At 72.2% G+C, this 16,260-nt stretch carries 13 protein-coding genes; 11 read left to right on the forward strand and 2 right to left on the reverse strand.

Annotation, left to right across the window (positions count from 1 at the left end; all coding sequences use genetic code 11):
* Window positions 1-47 precede the first annotated feature (47 nt).
* From AB0C12_RS20890 to AB0C12_RS20900, 3 genes are read left to right on the forward strand one after another with little or no spacing between them, the layout of a single operon-like run.
* Window positions 48-1,541, forward strand: a complete 1,494-nt coding sequence (locus AB0C12_RS20890; RefSeq protein ID WP_360550232.1) for an aldehyde dehydrogenase family protein — start codon at window positions 48-50, stop codon at window positions 1,539-1,541.
* A gap of 22 nt (window positions 1,542-1,563) precedes the next feature.
* On the forward strand, window positions 1,564-2,211 hold the full coding sequence (locus AB0C12_RS20895; RefSeq protein WP_360550234.1) for an ATP-binding cassette domain-containing protein: 648 nt from the start codon (window positions 1,564-1,566) through the stop codon (window positions 2,209-2,211).
* A complete protein-coding gene (locus AB0C12_RS20900) occupies window positions 2,208-3,719 on the forward strand; it encodes a DUF6297 family protein (protein ID WP_360550236.1) in 1,512 nt (503 codons plus the stop codon). Before AB0C12_RS20895 ends, AB0C12_RS20900 begins: the two co-directional genes overlap by 4 nt.
* On the opposite strand, the gene nucS is transcribed toward AB0C12_RS20900, so the two are convergent.
* Entirely contained in the window at window positions 3,716-4,375 is a 660-nt protein-coding gene (gene nucS / locus AB0C12_RS20905) for an endonuclease NucS (RefSeq protein WP_360550238.1), read from the reverse strand. The genes AB0C12_RS20900 and nucS overlap by 4 nt on opposite strands.
* A gap of 58 nt (window positions 4,376-4,433) precedes the next feature.
* On the opposite strand from nucS, the gene AB0C12_RS20910 reads away from it, so the two are divergent.
* From AB0C12_RS20910 to AB0C12_RS20935, 6 genes are all read left to right on the forward strand, one after another.
* On the forward strand, window positions 4,434-5,060 hold the full coding sequence (locus tag AB0C12_RS20910) for a DUF4126 domain-containing protein (protein WP_360550240.1): 627 nt from the start codon (window positions 4,434-4,436) through the stop codon (window positions 5,058-5,060).
* Between the two features lie 8 nt (window positions 5,061-5,068).
* A complete protein-coding gene (locus tag AB0C12_RS20915; protein ID WP_360550242.1) occupies window positions 5,069-6,424 on the forward strand; it encodes a hypothetical protein in 1,356 nt (451 codons plus the stop codon).
* Between the two features lie 85 nt (window positions 6,425-6,509).
* Complete coding sequence (locus AB0C12_RS20920) at window positions 6,510-9,143, forward strand: FtsK/SpoIIIE domain-containing protein (protein ID WP_360550244.1); 2,634 nt, start codon at window positions 6,510-6,512, stop codon at window positions 9,141-9,143.
* On the forward strand, window positions 9,130-9,867 hold the full coding sequence (locus AB0C12_RS20925) for a hypothetical protein (protein ID WP_360550246.1): 738 nt from the start codon (window positions 9,130-9,132) through the stop codon (window positions 9,865-9,867). The genes AB0C12_RS20920 and AB0C12_RS20925 overlap by 14 nt, the downstream gene beginning before the upstream one ends.
* Before the next feature lie 24 nt (window positions 9,868-9,891).
* Window positions 9,892-10,770: an ABC transporter ATP-binding protein gene (locus AB0C12_RS20930; RefSeq protein WP_360550248.1), complete on the forward strand. Its 879-nt coding sequence runs from the start codon at window positions 9,892-9,894 to the stop codon at window positions 10,768-10,770.
* Window positions 10,767-11,549 carry an ABC transporter permease gene (locus AB0C12_RS20935; RefSeq protein ID WP_360550250.1) on the forward strand — a complete coding sequence of 261 codons (783 nt, stop codon included), beginning with the start codon at window positions 10,767-10,769 and terminating at the stop codon, window positions 11,547-11,549. The genes AB0C12_RS20930 and AB0C12_RS20935 overlap by 4 nt, the downstream gene beginning before the upstream one ends.
* Here the strand turns inward: AB0C12_RS20935 and AB0C12_RS20940 are convergent.
* A complete protein-coding gene (locus AB0C12_RS20940) occupies window positions 11,546-12,394 on the reverse strand; it encodes a 3-hydroxyacyl-CoA dehydrogenase family protein (RefSeq protein ID WP_360550252.1) in 849 nt (282 codons plus the stop codon). The two genes, AB0C12_RS20935 and AB0C12_RS20940, sit on opposite strands and share 4 nt — an antisense overlap.
* A gap of 124 nt (window positions 12,395-12,518) precedes the next feature.
* Here AB0C12_RS20940 and AB0C12_RS20945 point away from each other — a divergent pair, with 124 nt between their 5' ends.
* Both AB0C12_RS20945 and AB0C12_RS20950 read left to right on the forward strand, forming a co-directional pair.
* The gene (locus AB0C12_RS20945; protein WP_360550254.1) at window positions 12,519-12,875 is read left to right on the forward strand and encodes a hypothetical protein; all 357 of its coding nucleotides are present in this window, start codon (window positions 12,519-12,521) and stop codon (window positions 12,873-12,875) included.
* A gap of 104 nt (window positions 12,876-12,979) precedes the next feature.
* A complete protein-coding gene (locus AB0C12_RS20950) occupies window positions 12,980-16,246 on the forward strand; it encodes an NACHT domain-containing protein (RefSeq protein ID WP_360550256.1) in 3,267 nt (1,088 codons plus the stop codon).
* Window positions 16,247-16,260 lie beyond the last annotated feature (14 nt).

The raw sequence follows: 16,260 nt of genomic DNA on the forward strand, positions 1-16,260 counted from the left end.
CGTACGTGTGAGGTGCGGCACGCCGAATGCGACTTAGACTCACGTTCATGACGGCTACCCGTACTCCCGGCATGCCCGTGGTCGAGGACGGTTTCCTCGTCTCGACCAGCCCTGCGACCGGCGCCGAGGCGGGCCGCGTCCCGATCTCGGACGACAAGGCGGTCGTGGCCGTCGTGGAGCGGGCCCGCACCGCCGGCTCCTGGTGGGCCGGCCTCAACTTCGACGGCCGCCGGACCCGGCTGCTGCGCTGGCGGGCCCTGCTCGCCGAGCGCATCGAGGAGCTGGCCGCGCTCACCCACGCGGAGACCGGCAAGCCGCTCGCCGACGCCATCGTCGAGGCCACCGCGGCGATCGAGCACATCGACTGGGCCGCCCGCAACGCCAAGCGCGTGCTGGGCCCCCGCCGGATGCGGACCCGGCTGCTGGTCGCCGAGCACTCCGGCCACCTGGAGTACCAGCCGTACGGGGTGGTCGGCGTCATCGGGCCGTGGAACTATCCGATCCTCACGCCGCTGGGCCCGATCAGCGGCGCGCTGGCCGCCGGGAACGCGGTCGTGCTCAAGCCCAGCGAGTACACCCCCGCGGTGGGCCAGTGGCTGGCCGACACGTTCGCCGAGATCGTGCCCGAGGAGCCGGTGTTCCAGGTCGTGCACGGCCTGGGTGACGTCGGCGCCGCGCTGTGCCGGTCCGGGGTCGGCAAAATCGCCTTCACCGGTTCCACGGCCACCGCCAAGAAGGTCATGGCCGCCTGCGCCGAGACCCTCACCCCGGTGGTGCTGGAGGCCGGCGGCAAGGACGCACTCATCGTCGACGCCGACGCCGACGTGAACGCGGCGGCCGAGGCCGCCGTCTGGGGTTCCATGACCAACGCCGGGCAGACCTGCATCGGCATCGAGCGGGTCTACGCGGTCGCCCCGGTCTACGACGCCTTCGTCGCGGCCGTCGTCGAGAAGGCCGGCAAGCTGCGCCTCGGCGAGGAGATCGGGCCGATCACCATGCCGGGCCAGGTGGACGTCATCCGCCGGCACATCGACGACGCGCTGGCCGGCGGCGGCCGGGCGCTGCTCGGTGGCGCCGACGGCGTGCAGCCGCCCAACGTCGCCCCGACCGTGCTGGTCGACGTGCCGGAGGACTCGGCCGCGATCCGCGAGGAGACCTTCGGACCCACGGTGACCATCACCAAGGTGGCCGACACCGAGGAGGCGATCAGCCGGGCCAACGCGCTGCCGTACGGGCTGGGCGGGGCGGTCTTCGGCAAGGCGCACGGGATCCGGATCGCCCGGCGCCTGCACACCGGCATGGTCGCGGTGAACTCGACGCTGAGCTTCGTCGGGATGGCCACGCTGCCGTTCGGCGGGGTCGGCGACTCCGGCTTCGGGCGCATCCACGGCGAGGACGGGCTGCGCGAGTTCGGCCGGGCCAAGTCGATCACCGTACGGCGGGGACCGTCGCTGCTGCCCGCGATGACCTTCGAGCGCACCCCGGCCCAGGTGGCGCGAATCGTCAAGGCCGTCAAGCTGCTGTACGGCCGCCGCCCCTGACCCGGCCTGCTAGCGTCACCCGGTGGATCATTCCGCGATCGAGGTCCGCGACCTGTCGGTGAGCTACGGCTCCACGCCCGTGCTGACCGGCGTCCAGCTCACCGTGCCGGTCGGCGCCGGCGTCTGCGTGATCGGTGAGAACGGCATCGGCAAGTCGACGCTGCTGCGCTGTGTGTCCAGCCTGCAGCGGGCCGACGCGGGCGAGATCGAGATCTTCGGCGCCCCACCCGGGTCCACACCGGAGTTCTGGCGGGCCGTGGTCACCACCGTGGAGCCGCCGACCTGGTATCCGGGCCTGACCGCCCGGGAGCACGCCGAGCTGGTCTGCCGGGCGCACGGCCTGGACCCGGCGGCGGCCGGGATGGACGAGGCGCTGGACCGCTTCGGCATCGCCTCACACGCGGACGCCATCCCGCCGTCGCTGTCGTCGGGGCAGAAGCAGCGCCTCACGCTGGCGCTGGCGTTGCTGCGGCCCAGCCGGCTGTTGATCCTGGACGAGCCGGAGCAACGCCTCGACCCCGAGGGCCGGGCGCTGGTGGCCGGCCTGCTGCACGACTATCTCGCCGACGGCGGCACGGTGCTGATGGCCAGCCACGACGACGCGTTCGCGGCCGCGGCCGGCACCAGCACCGTGAGCATGTCGGACCTGCACTCCGCCGACGCCCGGTGACCGCCTCGGTGACCGCCCCGGTCAGCGTCCGGGGCCTGCGCCGCTGGGTGCGCCGCTCCCAGTCCGCGCACCGGGAGCGCGGCGAGGCCCTCGGCAACTACTACTTCGCCGTGCTGTTCGTGCTCATCGTCGGCGGCATCGTGCACAAGCAGATCGCCGCCGTGCTGTGGCCGGCCGAGCCGAACGCCTCCGAGCTGGCCGGCGACTCGCTGATGCTGGTCCTCGCGGGCGGGCTGTACCTGGCCCTGCGTCGCCTCGGCCCGCTGGCCCTGAGCCGCCCGGCCGCGTCCTGGCTGCTCACGGCCCCGGTCAGCCGGCGCCGTCTGCTGCTGCCGTCGTTGTGGACAGCGCTGGCCGGAGCCGCCCTCGCCGGCACCGTGGGCGGCCTGGCCGTGCTGGGCCACGTCGCCGCACGGCCGGTGCCCGGGACCGACGGACTGCTGCCGCTGGTCGGGGCCCTGCTCGGCGGCGCGCTGCTGCTGGTGGCGCTGGGGGCGCAGGCCGGTCGCCGGTGGTCGGCCTGGTCGGACCACGTGGCGTACCTGGTGACGGCGGTGGGCCTGGCCGGGCTGGTCGTCGACTCGGCCGTGGGCGCGCCCCGCCCGGATGCCGGGTGGCCGGCGGCGCCCCTCGTCACCGCGCTGGGCGGTGCGCTCGCGCTGGTCGTGACCGTGCTCCTGGTGCTGGCCGTACGCCGGCTCGCCACCACCCCGAACGAACGGATTCTGGAAGCGTCCAAGACGGCCGGCACGCTCTTCGACTCCGCGTACGGCATGGAACCGTCCTTCGTGACCGAGATGGTCGAGCGGCGTTACTGGGCCCACCGCAAACTCAGCTCCCGGCGCCTGTGGTCCCGGGTGCCCGTCCTGGTCGCCCAGGACCTCCTGCTGCTGCGCCGCCGACCGCGCCGGGTGCTGTGGGTGGCCGGGGCCGCCACGCTGCCCGCGCTGCTGACCCACCTGCCGGCCTGGATTCTCGGCGTCGCCGTGCTGTTCGGCGGCCTGATCGCCGGTGGCGTGACGGCCGGGACGATCCGCACCGACGCCGGCAACCCGGTCCTGCTGCGCCTGCTGGGCCTGAGCTCGCGCCGGGCGATCGGCCAGCGGCTCTGGGTGCCCGGGGTGCTCTCCGGGCTCTGGTACGCCACGGCGCTGACTCTGCTGTGGGCGCTCGGCGACCTGCCGGCCGGGCCCTGGTGGGCGCTCGGCCTGGCGCTGGGACCGGTCGGTGCGGCGGCGACGATGCGCAAGGCCCGGGCGGGCTTCGTCGACAACGGACTGTTGCCGCTGGACACCCCGATGGGCTCGGTGTCGACCGGGCCCGTGCTCGCCGCCGTCGCCGGGCTCGACGTGCTGCTGCTGGGCCTGCCCACGGTCGTGCAGATCGCCCAGGGCGGCCCGTTGAGCTGGACCGGCGTGGTCGTGCAGGCCGCGGTCGCGGGGATCGGCATGCGCGCCTATCTCAACGCGACCACCGAGACCGACCGGGTGGAGCTCAGCGGCCGCTAGAAGAGGGTCAGCTCGTTGCGTTCCATGCCGCGCAGCTTGTCGTAGTCGACCACCACACAGCGGATGCCGCGGTCGGTGGCGAGCACCCGGGCCTGCGGCTTGATCTCCTGCGCGGCGAAGACACCCTGGACCGGCGCGAGCAGCGGGTCGCGGTTCATCAGCTCGAGATAGCGGGTGAGCTGCTCCACGCCGTCGATCTCGCCGCGGCGCTTGATCTCCACGGCCACCGCGCCCCCGGCGGCGTCGCGGCAGAGCAGGTCGACCGGGCCGATCGCCGTCATGTACTCGCGGCGGACCAGGGTCCAGCCCTCACCGAAGGTCGCCGGATGGGCCGCGAGCAGCTCCTGCAGGTGCGCCTCGACGCCGTCCTTGACCAGGCCGGGATCGACGCCCAGCTCGTACGAGGTGTCCTGGAAGATCTCCTCGAGGGTGATCCGCAGCTCCTCGCCGGCTTTGTTGACGACCTTCCACACGCCCGGGGCCTCCTGCAGCTTGCAGGGCGGGCTCATCCAGTTGAGCGGCTTGTAGGCACGGTCGTCGGCGTGGATGGACACCGAGCCGTCGGCCTTGACCATCAGGAGCCGGGTCGCCAACGGCAGGTGGGCGGAGAGACGGCCGACATAGTCCACGGAGCATTTCGCAATGACCAGGCGCACCCGACGAGGGTAGCCTCCGTGCCCTGCCGGGCGAGCGCGGCGGTGCCATGCTGATGGGGTGCTCGAAGCGCTCACCGGCTCCGGCCTGGCGGCATCCGCCGGGCTGAATGCCTACATCCCCCTGCTCACCATGGGTCTGCTGGCCCGCTACACCGACGCCATCAACCTGCCCAGCGGCTGGCAGTGGCTCTCCAACGGCTGGGTCGTCGCCATCCTCGCCCTGCTGCTGGCGGTCGAGGTGGTCGCCGACAAGATCCCCGTGGTGGACCACGTCAACGACATCGTGCAGACCGTGGTCCGGCCGACCGCGGGCGGGTTGGCGTTCGGGGCCGGGTCGTCGTCCGAGACGGTCACCGTGTCGGACCCGGGCGCGTTCTTCGGCTCCCACCAGTGGGTGCCGGTGGCTGCCGGCGTCGTGATCGCGCTCTGCGTGCACGGCGTGAAGGCCGCCTCCCGGCCGGTGGTGAACGCCACCACGGCCGGGGTCGGCGCGCCCGTGGCCAGCACCGCCGAGGATTTCGGCAGCGTCGTGCTGTCCCTGCTGGCGATCCTGTTGCCGGTGCTGGTCCTGCTCGGACTCGCGCTGCTGGTGCTCGGCGGCTGGTGGGTGATCAGGCGGCGCCGGCGGCGCAAGCGGGAACGGCGGCCGGTTGAGGGTGTCGGGACCGGGCGTCTGTTTGGTTGACTGCTGCGGTGGCCGCGATCGCCGTACCAGCCTTCGCCCTGACCTGGTGGCTCGGTTGCTATCTGGTGGGGCGTGATCCCACCCGGGCCTTGCTGTGGCGCGCGGCGGGGGCGCTGGTCGCGTACGCGGTCGCGGTGGCCGCCTGGACGGTGCAGCCGGGCTCCGGGCTCGCCCAGGTGCTGCTCTGCGTGCCGGCCCTGTGCTGGGCCGGGGTCGCGGTGGGGCTGCTGCCGCCGAGCGCACCCGAGCACCGGCAGGTCAACCGCGGCTGGCCGGTCGCCGCGCTGGTGTTCCTGGTCCTGGCGGCCGCGCTGCCGGATGTGGGCAAGCTGGTCGCCCTGGCCCCGCTGGCCGGTGCCATCGTGCTGCTGCTGCGCTACCGCGAGCGGGTACGCCCGGCCTCGCTGCCCACCGCGCTGACCGCCGCCGCGATCCTCTACAGCCTCGGGCTCATCGTGGTGCTGGGCCCGATCGAGATCGGCCCGCCCGCGCTGGTGATCGCCGCGATCGGGCTCGACCTGCTGGTGATGGGCTACCTGGTGGCGGTGGCCGACGCCGTGGAGGCGGGCGAGCGTCTGCTGCCCGACCTGCGCCGGTCCCTGCTGGCCGCGACGCTCGCCGTGTTGCTGTGCGGTGGTCCGGCGGCGCTGACCATGCTGGCCGCGCCCGGCCTCGACACGGTCGCCGTGCTGCAGTTCGTCCTGGTGGCGATGGTGCTGAGCGCGGTCGGACTGGCGGGCGAGCTGCGCGCGGGGCTGGACCGGCTCGCGTTCCTCACCGACGACCGGCTGCGGCTCACCCGCGGCCCGCTGTACCGGGCCGCCGAAGCGCTGCCCCGGCGCCGGGAGCGGCACCAGATGCTCGCCCTGGACGCCGACGAGTTCCGCCGGCTGACCCGCCGCGCGCTGGAGGACTTCGGCGACGTGGGCCGGCTGCTGCGCAATCCGCTGGTCGAGCTGCCCACGGTGGACCGCCGGCTGGCCGCGCGCGGGCCCGGGGTGGCCGATCAGCCGCTGGTCCGGGCGGCCGAGCTGCAGGCGGTGCTGAGTGAGCACGTGGCCCGGCTCAAGCCGGCCGGGGCGTTCGGCACGACCGAGGAGTGGCGGTTCTTCAACGCGCTGCACTACTGCACCGTCATGGGGCTGCGGCCGTACCAGCGGGGTCCGCAGCCGGAGGGACTGGACCGGGACGCCCGGCGGGCCGTGGACTGGTTCCGCCGGTACGTGCCCCGGCGCTCGCTGCGCCGGTGGCAGGCCGAGGGGGCCGCCATGGTCTCCGCGCAGCTCTGGCGGGACCTGGTGAGCACCGATCCGCGCTGGCTGACCGGGGCGGGAGCGGGTGCGCGGCGGCAACCCGTGCGGTGACGGTTGAATGGCGACACGCGCCGCCTCAACCAGACACAGACCCCAAAATGGTTAAAATCCCCCATATTGACATCCGGGGGGTGCAGTGGGTAGCCACCGCAATGCACTGGTCGCCGTCGTCCGGCAGGAGCTGGCCGAAGCGCGCGGCACCGCCCGGGCCGTGCTGGCCGCCGCCGAGTCGGCCCGCAGTGAGGCGCTGCGCCGCAAACAGCTGATCCGGGACGCGTACTCGACCTGCCTGGCCCAGCTGGCCGAGGCGCGGGAGGCGGCCCGGGAGGACATCCTGCGCCGGACCCGCAGCGAGGCCGGCTCGCTGACCCGCAACGTCGAATCGCTCGCCGCCCTGTACGCCTCCGGCGCGGCCGGCACCGCGTGGCGCTACTGGACGCCCACCGAGCCGGACCGGGTCACCCGTCCCGGGCTGCTCCGGATCGGCACCATCGGCTACGACCCGGGCGACGGTGAACGACGCCTGCCCGCCCTGGTGCCGCTGCTCGACCACGCCCACCTCAACCTGGCCGGTGACCGGGAGGCCGTGGACGGCGTCATCTCGGGCCTGCTGCTGCGCGCGCTCGGCACCACCCGGCCCGGCGACGTCCGGCTCACCGTCTACGACCCCGAGCAGCTCGGAGGGACGCTGGCCGCGTTCGCACCGCTGGGCAACGCCGGGCTGCTGTCCTTCATCGGCCCCGGCGGACTCGGCGCGGTGCTCGACGACCTGGTGGAGCAGATCTGCCGGGTCAACGAGACCGTCCTGGCCGGCGAGTACGCCTCGCTGGCCGAGCTCATTGCCGCCACGACCGGCCCCCGCCCGGAACCGTGGCGGATCATCGTGCTGCTCGCGGACGCCGAGCTGAGCCCCGACCAGCGGGCCCAGCTGGACCGGATCGCCCGTACCGGGGTGGCCTGTGGCGTGCACCTGGTCGTCCGGGGCCTGGAGCTGGCCCCGCATCCCACGGTGGAACGCATCGAGGTGCACGGCGAGACCGCCACCTGCGACACCATCGGCGACCTCACCGTACGGCTCGACGCGGCCCCGCCCCCGGACCGGATCGCCGGCTTCTGCCGGGCCACGGCCGAGAAGCTGCGCCAGGGCCCGCCGCCCGCCCGGTTCGCCGACCTGGAACCGGAGAAGCTCTGGCTGGAGTCGTCCGCGCACGGCCTGAGCGCGCCGATCGGGGACAGCACGGACGGCTCGCTGATCCCGGTGCCGCTCGGCGACGATCCGCCGCACGCGCTGATCGGCGGCCCGTCCGGCTCCGGCAAGACCAACCTGATCTACGCCTGGATCGGCTCGCTGGCCGCCCGGTACGGTCCCGAGGAACTCGCCTTCTACCTGCTCGATTTCAAGGAGGGGGTGTCGTTCGCCCGGTTCGCCCCGGGCCCGCGCGACCCCAGCTGGCTGCCCCAGGTGCGCCTGGCCGGCATCAACGTCAACGGCGACCGGGAGTTCGGTCTGGCCCTGCTGCGCCACCTCGGCGAGGAGCTGCGGGCCCGGGCCCAGGCGGCCAAGCGCCACGAGGCCTCGAAGCTGGCCGAGCTGCGCGCCGAGGACCCGGCCGGGCACTGGCCGCGGATCGTCGCCGTCATCGACGAGTTCCAGGTGCTGCTGGCCGGACGGGACGCGGTCGCCGAGGAGGCCGTGACTCTGCTGGAGGACCTGGCCCGGCGTGGCCGCTCCCAGGGCATCCACCTCGTGCTGGCCAGCCAGGACGTCTCCGGCATCGAGGCGCTGTGGGGCCGCTCCGGCCTGATCGGACAGTTCACGCTCCGCATCGCGCTGCCCAAGGCCCGGCGGATCCTGGCGGACACCAACCTGGCCGCGGCCGTCGTCCCCCGCTTCCACGCGGTCGTCAACGCCGACTCCGGCGCGGCCGGGGCCAACCACATCGTCCGGCTGCCCGACGCCGGCGACCGGCAGACGTGGCGCACGCTGCAACGCAAGCTCTGGCACCGGCGGCCGGACAGCTGCGTGCCGCCCCGGCTCTTCGACGGGGACGCGGTGCCACGGTTGCCGCAGGCGTACCGGCCCGCCGGGCGGGTGGTGCAGTCCGGCGGCGACATCGGCTCGTCCCCGGGGGCGGTGCTGGGCGAGCGGATCGACGTGGCTGCCCGCCCCGCGCGGCTGCGGCTCGGCCGGATGCCCGGGCGCAACCTGGCTGTGCTCGGCACCCGTACCGATGAGGCCTGTGACGTGCTCGCCGCGGCCGCGCTCTCGCTGGCCGCGCAGGGGCCGGCCCGCTTCAGCGTCGTCTGCCTGGAACCCGGCGCGGAACGCCCGGCGGCCCGGCTCGTCGCCGAGCTGCCCCAGGCCGACTGGTACGGCAGCGGCGACCTCGACCAGTTCTTCGACGTCCTGGCGCCGGACGGCATCCCGCACTACGTCCTCGGCTACGCCCTGGACGCGGCCGGCGCGTCCTACCGCGACCGCTGGCGGGCCCTGCTGACCGACGGGCCCGAGCAGCGCATCCACGTGCTGGGCTGGTGGCGGTCCGTGCCCCGGCTGCGCGACGACCTCGGCGGTCCCGGCGCCCGGCTGGACACCATCGGCGCGTGGGTGGCGCTCGACGTGCAGGGCCCCGAGCTCAGTCCGCTCTCACCCCAGCCCGGGGGGCCGGTCTGGTATCCGCGCGCCCGCCGGGCGCTGTTCTTCGACCGCTCGGTGCACCGCCATCCGGAAGTGATCATCCCGTACGAGGTGAACAGTGACCACACGTGACCGCGACTACCAGTTGATGATGAGCGCGCTCGCCGACGTCGCCCGGCGGCGGGACGCGGCTCTGGCGGACGCCGAGCAGGCGTACCAGACGAGTGCCGCGCAGGCCGCCGGGGAACTCGCCCGGGCCGAGGGCGACGCGATCTCGGCCGATCGCTGGGCCGGTGCCGCGGCGGCTCAGGTGCTCGACGTGGACCGGGAGGCGGCGCGGCTGTGGGAGCAGCTGCGGCGGGCTCCGGGCCTGCGGGTATGGGCGCTGGGTGAGGTGCCCGAACCGGTGTCCGTCGAGGCGTTGCCGCGTACCGCGCTGGAGAGCGGGCCGGACTCCGGTTCGACCCTGCCGGCGCCCCGGCAGTCGGCCCGGACGCTGCTGGCCCGGGCGGCCGAGCGGATCGACGTGACCGTGCGCCCACCGCTGCGCCGGTCGCTGCCGCGCTGGTCGCTGCCGCTGCTGCCGCTGCTGGGCGCGCTGGTGGCCGGGATGTGCGGGCTGGTCGCGGCCGGGCTGGTGACCTTCGGGGGTACGGGGATCCCCGGGGGTGCCGTGCTGCGCGGAGTGGGCTGGCTGGCGTTCGTGGTCGCGCCGTCCGCGGGCGTACCGGTGGCCGCCGCGCTCGCCCACCGCAAGCTGCGGGCCCGGCTCGACATCGGCGGGATCGGGCTGACCCTGATCGGCGGGATGCTCGCCGCGACCGTGCTCTCGGTGACCTTCGCGTCCTCCCGCTGACCTGCCCCCGTATGGTCTCTGCCTATGGAAGAGACCGCGATCGAGGTCAATGGTCTGCGCAAGCTCTACGGTGCCACCGCCGCCGTGGACAGCCTCGATCTCACGGTCCGGCGCGGCGAGATCTTCGCGCTGCTCGGACCGAACGGGGCCGGCAAGACGACCACGGTGGAGATCCTCGAGGGCTACCGCCGGCGCGACGGCGGGCAGGTGAGCGTGCTCGGTGTCGACCCGGCCGTGGTGCACGGCCGGGGCACCCGTACGGATCCGGCCGTGCGGCGCTGGCGGGAGCGGGTCGGCATCGTGCTGCAGGGCACCGGCGAGTTCGACGAGCTGACCGTGAGCGAGGTCGTCGCCCACTTCGCCCGCTTCTACCCCGCCCCCGACGACCCGGCCGCGGTGATCGACCGGGTCGGCCTGTCCACCAAGGCCCGGGCCCGCACGCACACCCTCTCCGGCGGTCAGAAGCGCCGCCTCGACGTGGCCCTGGGCATCATCGGGCGGCCCGAGCTGCTCTTCCTGGACGAGCCCACCACCGGCTTCGACCCGCAGGCCCGGCGCGAGTTCTGGGCGCTGATCCGGGACCTGGCCCGGGGCGGGACCACGATCGTGCTGACCACGCACTACCTGGAGGAGGCGGAGACCCTGGCCGACCGGGTCGGGGTCATCACGGCCGGCCGGCTCATCGCGGTGGACACGCCCCGCGAACTCGGCAACCGGGACTCCGCCCTCGCGACCGTCTCCTGGCGTACCCCCGAAGGGGTCTGGGAACGCGCGGAGAGCGCGACGCCGACGGCGCTGGTGGCCGACCTGGCCGCGCGCTTCGGCGGCGAGGTGCCGGGCCTGACCGTCACCCGGCCCACGCTGGAGGACATCTACCTCACGATGATCGGAGCGACGGCATGAACCTCGGCCTGCGGCAGGGTGTGCTGGAGATCCGGCAGTTCCTGCGCAGCCGCGAGCAGGTGATGTTCACGCTGGCCTTCCCGGCGATCCTCATCCTGGTCTTCGGCTCGATCTTCTCCGGCGACATCGGCAACGGCGTCAAGTTCACCCAGTACTTCGTCACCGGCATGATCGCCACCGGGCTGATGACGGCCGGTTTCCAGGCGCTGGCCATCCAGATCCCGCAGGAACGCGACCGGGGTGTGCTCAAGCGGCTGCTCGGCACGCCGATGCCGCGCTGGGTCTACTTCGCCGGCAAGGTGCTGATGGTGGCGTTCATCGCGGTGCTGGAGACCGTCATCCTGCTGACCGTGGCGACACTGCTGTTCGACCTGGACCTGCCGGACACCGGGGCCAAGTGGCTGACGTTCCTGTGGGTGTCGGCGCTGGGCATCACCGCGTGCACGCTCTGCGGGGTGGCGTTCTCGTCGCTCGCGCGTACCGGTCGCAGCGCGCCCGCCGTGGTCACCCCGGTCGCGCTGATCCTGCAGTTCATCTCCGGGGTGTTCTTCGTCTTCACCAGCCTGCCGGGCTGGATGCAGAACGTCGCGTCGATCTTCCCGCTGAAGTGGATGTGCCAGGGCCTGCGCTCGGTCTTCCTGCCGGAGTCCTTCGGCCCGCGCGAGCCCGGCGGCTCCTACGACCTGCCGATGGTCGCCCTGGTGCTGGGGGTGTGGTGCCTGGTGGCCCTCGTCCTGTGTCTGACCACGTTCCGATGGACCACCAAGCGCGACGGCTAATAGGTGTAGAAGCCCTTACCGGTCTTGCGACCGAGATCGCCGGCAGTGACCATCCGCTGCAGCAGCTCGGGCGGGAAGAACTTCTCGTCCGCGGTGTCGTGGTAGATGTTCGACGTCGCGTTGAGCATGACGTCCAGGCCGGTCAGGTCGACGGTGGCGAGCGGGCCCATGGCGTGCCCGAAGCCGAGCTTCATCACCGTGTCCAGGTCGGCCGCCGACACCACACCGGTCTCGACCAGCTTGATCGCCTCGACCAGCAGCGCGGAGAAGAGCCGGTTGGAGACGAAGCCGGCCACGTCCCGCTTGACCTCGACGCAGGTCTTACCGACCTCCTCGGCGAAGTTGCGCGCACTGGCCATCGTCTCGTCCGAGGTCTGGTAGCCGCGGACCAGCTCGACCAGCTTCATCATCGGCACCGGCGAGAAGAAGTGGATGCCCACGACCGACTCCGGCCGCGAGGTGACCGCCGCGATCTGGGTGATCGGGATGGCCGAGGTGTTGGTGCCGAGCACCGCGCCGGGCTTGCAGATCTTGTCCAGCGCGCGGAAGACCTCGTGCTTGGCCTCCAGCTTCTCGAAGATCGCCTCGACCACCACGTCGGCGTCGGCCATCGCGTCGAGTTCGGTCGTGGTGGTGATCCGGGCGACGGCCGCCTCGGCGTCCTCCGCCGAGATCTTGCCCTTGGTCGCGAAGCGGCCCAGGGACTCCCGGATCGCCGCCACGCCCCGGGCCAGCGAGGCCTCGTCCAGGTCCCGCAGGGTGACCTGCCAGCCGGCCTGGGCCGCCACCTGGGCGATGCCCGAACCCATCAGACCGGAGCCGATGACCGCGAGTCGACCCGCCATGTGTGCTCTCCTTCTCCACGTTGAGGTAACGCCGACAGCCTAGCCGCCGCGCTTAACGAACGCTCAGGGCCTCGATCGGGGCAAATCCCGGGAAATCCCCCGCCGCCGGTGCCAGACTGTGCCCATGCCACCAAGCGACGGCTGGTACCTCCTCGGGCCGTTCATCGCCGTCGCCCTCGTCGGTTTCCTCGGCGCGATCTTCTGGCGGATGGGACTGCAGTGGACGCAGGCCCGCGAGGACCCGCTCCGCGAGCTGTACGCGGGCCTGGCCATCTTCGGCGAGGCCGAGGACTACGGCCTGCTCTGCCCGGCCGCGGCGACCGACGACCCGGACATCGCCGAGGAGATCCGCACCCTGCTGGCGGCCGCGGGCATCCGCTCGACCTCGGCGGTACGCCCGGACGGCCGGCTGCTGGTGCTGGTCTTCCCGGAAGAAGTGGACGAGGCCCGCCGGCTCGTCGGCGGCTCCCCGGCATTGTGAGCGGGCATCGCGGCTCAGCCGTACGAGCGACACCACCTGATCAGTTTGCCCGATCCCGGTAAAATCGTCGCCTCAGCGCTTTCCTTGCTCGGGAAGGTGGCGACGTGCCGGTTGATCAGATTGTGCGCATCCTGGGTCCCGCGCTGCGCACTGTCCTCACCCAGGCTCTGCAGAAGCCGCCCCGCGCGGACGTCGCCAAGTCCCCGGTCGTCCTGCGGCCGTGGCACCGGCTCTCCCCGGCGGAACGGAACAGGGTCGACAAAGCGGAGATCCGCAGGCTGCTGGAAAAACTGAGCTCCCTGTTCGGGCCCATGCGGCAGACCGAGTTCGCCAACATCGACTCTGCGGAGTGGACCGCGATGATCGACGCGGTTGCCCACACCATCGCGGACGGGCGCTCCGGTGGTAGGAGCCGATACAGCGACCTGACCCCCAAAGAACTGATCATGGCTACTGGGCTCCAGCCGGACTTCCTCTGCCACGTCCTGCTCACGCTGGACGCCGAACGGCCCGCCATCGCCGGACTGAGCGAGCTGGGCACTCAGGCATATCGCCGCCTTCTGCACGAATGCTGCGTGCAACTTGTGGAGTACACCGCCTCCCGACCGGAGTTCGTCCGCTCAGCCGGCATCGAGACGATCCGGCGGCTGGAGGAGATACGCCAGGAGGCACGCGACCGTCAGCTGGCGGCGGAGCAGGATACGGCCGAGGCGCGCTTCGAGCGGAGTTATCTGCGACGCGTGGCGGTCAAGCTCAACCAGCTCCGCTTGTTCGGAGTCACCGTCAACCGCGCCAAGCCGTACCCGCTGAGCACCGCCTATCTCAATCTGACGGTGACCCGCGCGGCGGCCTACCGGGTGCCGAAGGGCGGCAGCAGCGCTTTCGATGCCGCCCTGCAAGCTCCGTCCCTGCGGGTCGATGAGGCGTTCGGCCGCACCCGGCGGGTGCTGGTACGCGGCGAGGCCGGCTCGGGCAAGACCACCCTGCTGCAATGGCTGGCCGTCGTACTGGCCGCGAGGTCCCCGGAGACGCCGCCGGGCTGGGAGGGCAAAGTTCCGTTCCTGCTGCCGCTACGCCGGTACGCCGCCACGGCCCTTCCCCACGTCGACGACTTCGCCCGGGAGGCCGGTGTCGCCCTGGCCGGCGGCGCCCCCGACGGCTGGATACGGAAGGTTCTGCAGCACGGTGACGGTGTCGTACTGATCGACGGTGTCGACGAACTGCCGGAGGTCCGGCGCGAGGAGATCCGGTCCTGGCTCGCTGATCTGGTCGACACTTTCCCCACCGCCCACTTCGTCGTGACCAGCCGGCCCCCGGCGGCACCGAACGCGTGGCTGGAGTCCGACAACTTCGAATCACTGACGCTGCTGCCGATGACCCAGCCCGACGTCCGTCTGTTCATCAGCTACTGGCACCTCGCCATGGGCGAGGCCGCCGGCGACAAGGAGATGCAGCAGCGCCTCGCCGACGACGAGGGGGATCTGATCGAAAAGATGGCACAACGCAGGTCCTTGCGTCAGCTGGCGACAAATCCGCTGCTCTGCGCGCTCATCTGCGCTCTACACCATGATCGGCTGAGGGATCTGCCGCGCGACCGGAACACGCTGTACCGCGCTGCCCTGGAAATGCTGCTGGTCCGGCGGGACAGAGAGCGCGCCGTCGTCGCCCTGGACATCACCCAGGACCAGCAGGAGGAGATCCTGCAACGACTGGGCTACTGGATGCTGAGAAACCGGCTCAACGAGGTCGACCGGAACGCGGCGGAGGAGCGGATCCGCTCGTACCTCAAAGGCATGGGCACGTCCACCGCTCCCGGCGACGTCCTCACCCACCTGGTGACCCGCTCAGGGGTGCTGGGCGAGCCGGTCGAGGGCCGGGTCGACTTCATCCACCGGACGTTCCAGGACTACCTTGCCGCCCATGCCCTGATCGACGACGGCGACCTGCACGTGTTGGTGCACAACGCCCACGATCCGGCCTGGCGAGACACCGCGGTGATGGCCATGGGAATCGCCAGACGCCGCGAGCGCGACGAGATCCTGCGGCGGCTCTGCGCCCGTGCGGACGCCGAGCCACCGTACCGGCGCACCTTGGAGCTGTTGGCCGGGGCCTGCCTCGAGCAGGCCACCTCGGTCGACCCGAAACTCGAACACGCCGTTCGCGAGCGGCTGAAACGCATCATGAGGCCGACCTCGGCCGACGACGCCACCGAGCTGGCCCAGGTCGGCGACATCATCTTCGACCTCATCCCGGACCCGGCCGGCCTGTCGGAGCTGGAGATCGGCTGGTTCCTGCATGCCGTCCGCGGGCTGGGCGGCGACGATTCCATCCCGGTCCTGGCCGCACTGGCTCGCAACGGCGTTCCGGCACACCAGGCGGACCTGGCGGCGACCTGGCCGGAGGACGTCGTCCCGGAGCACTATGTGGATCTCGTGCTGAAGGAGGTCGACGCCGACGCCGCCGTCTTCCATGCCGTCGGCGAGCGTCGTCTGCAGGCTCTGACCGCGCTGCCGGCAGTACGCCGTCTGAAGGTCAGCGACGTGAGCGGCAAGCTCGTCGCGCTGGCCGACTTTCCCCTGCTCGAACGTCTCGAGCTGGAACGGTGCAACGAGCCGGTGGTCGATGCGCTGTCCCACCTGCGCGAGCTCCGACTGTACGTCTGCCAGGGCAGCAGCCAACTGCTGCGCGGTTCGCTCAGCGAACTACAGGAACTTCACATCCTCGGTGGCGACGGATGCGCGCCGGAAAACCTGGCGCGGCTGCGCGGTCTCCGGCGTCTGGTTTTTGACGTCACGCTGACCCACGGCATGTGGAAGATCCCGAAGCTTCCCGAGCTGCGCTCTGTCGCGCTCCTGTCCGGCCCTTCCTTCGCCTCCTGCCTGGATCTCGACTACCAGTGGGCTGCGGGCAGCCAGGCGTCCGGCACTGTCCAGCGCCATGATCTCTGGGCCTGGCGGCGCCCGACCTTCGACGAGGACATCAGCGGGCGTGGCCTGACGGAGGTGAGCCTCGCCGGCTGGCCCAGCGAGCTGGAGCTCAGTCACCTGGGATCGTGCGCCACGCTGCGCACTCTTCGGGTCATCGTCCCCACGGACGACACGATGCACTCGTTCAAGGCGACCAATTTCAAGGACTACCCCTACCCCGCGTTCGAGGCCGGCGTCACGCGCACGCTCAAGGCACTGCCCGCCCTGCCGGCGCTACGCATCTGCCTGGTGGAGCGGTTCTCCGCCCGGCGGGCGGGAATCGCCACGATCCTCCAGTACGCCGGGGTCAGCAGCAGCGTGATGGCCCAGATGGGGGACGTCCCGAGCGATTCCCCGGCAGTGCAGGTCTCGGTGAACGGCGTCCGGCTCGATCGCGATCCTTGACGACCACCGAGCCG

This window comes from Actinoplanes sp. NPDC048967 (assembly GCF_040649415.1).
In the GTDB taxonomy this organism is placed as follows: domain Bacteria; phylum Actinomycetota; class Actinomycetes; order Mycobacteriales; family Micromonosporaceae; genus Actinoplanes.

What these genes read in the sequence shown, in the direction of transcription:
- AB0C12_RS20890 (WP_360550232.1), top strand. Translation starts at nt 48, where the DNA reads ATGACGGCTACCCGTACTCCCGGCATGCCCGTGGTCGAGGACGGTTTC.
- AB0C12_RS20930 (WP_360550248.1), top strand. Translation starts at nt 9,892, where the DNA reads ATGGAAGAGACCGCGATCGAGGTCAATGGTCTGCGCAAGCTCTACGGT.
- AB0C12_RS20935 (WP_360550250.1), top strand. Translation starts at nt 10,767, where the DNA reads ATGAACCTCGGCCTGCGGCAGGGTGTGCTGGAGATCCGGCAGTTCCTG.
- AB0C12_RS20940 (WP_360550252.1), bottom strand. Translation starts at nt 12,394, where the DNA reads ATGGCGGGTCGACTCGCGGTCATCGGCTCCGGTCTGATGGGTTCGGGC.
- AB0C12_RS20945 (WP_360550254.1), top strand. Translation starts at nt 12,519, where the DNA reads ATGCCACCAAGCGACGGCTGGTACCTCCTCGGGCCGTTCATCGCCGTC.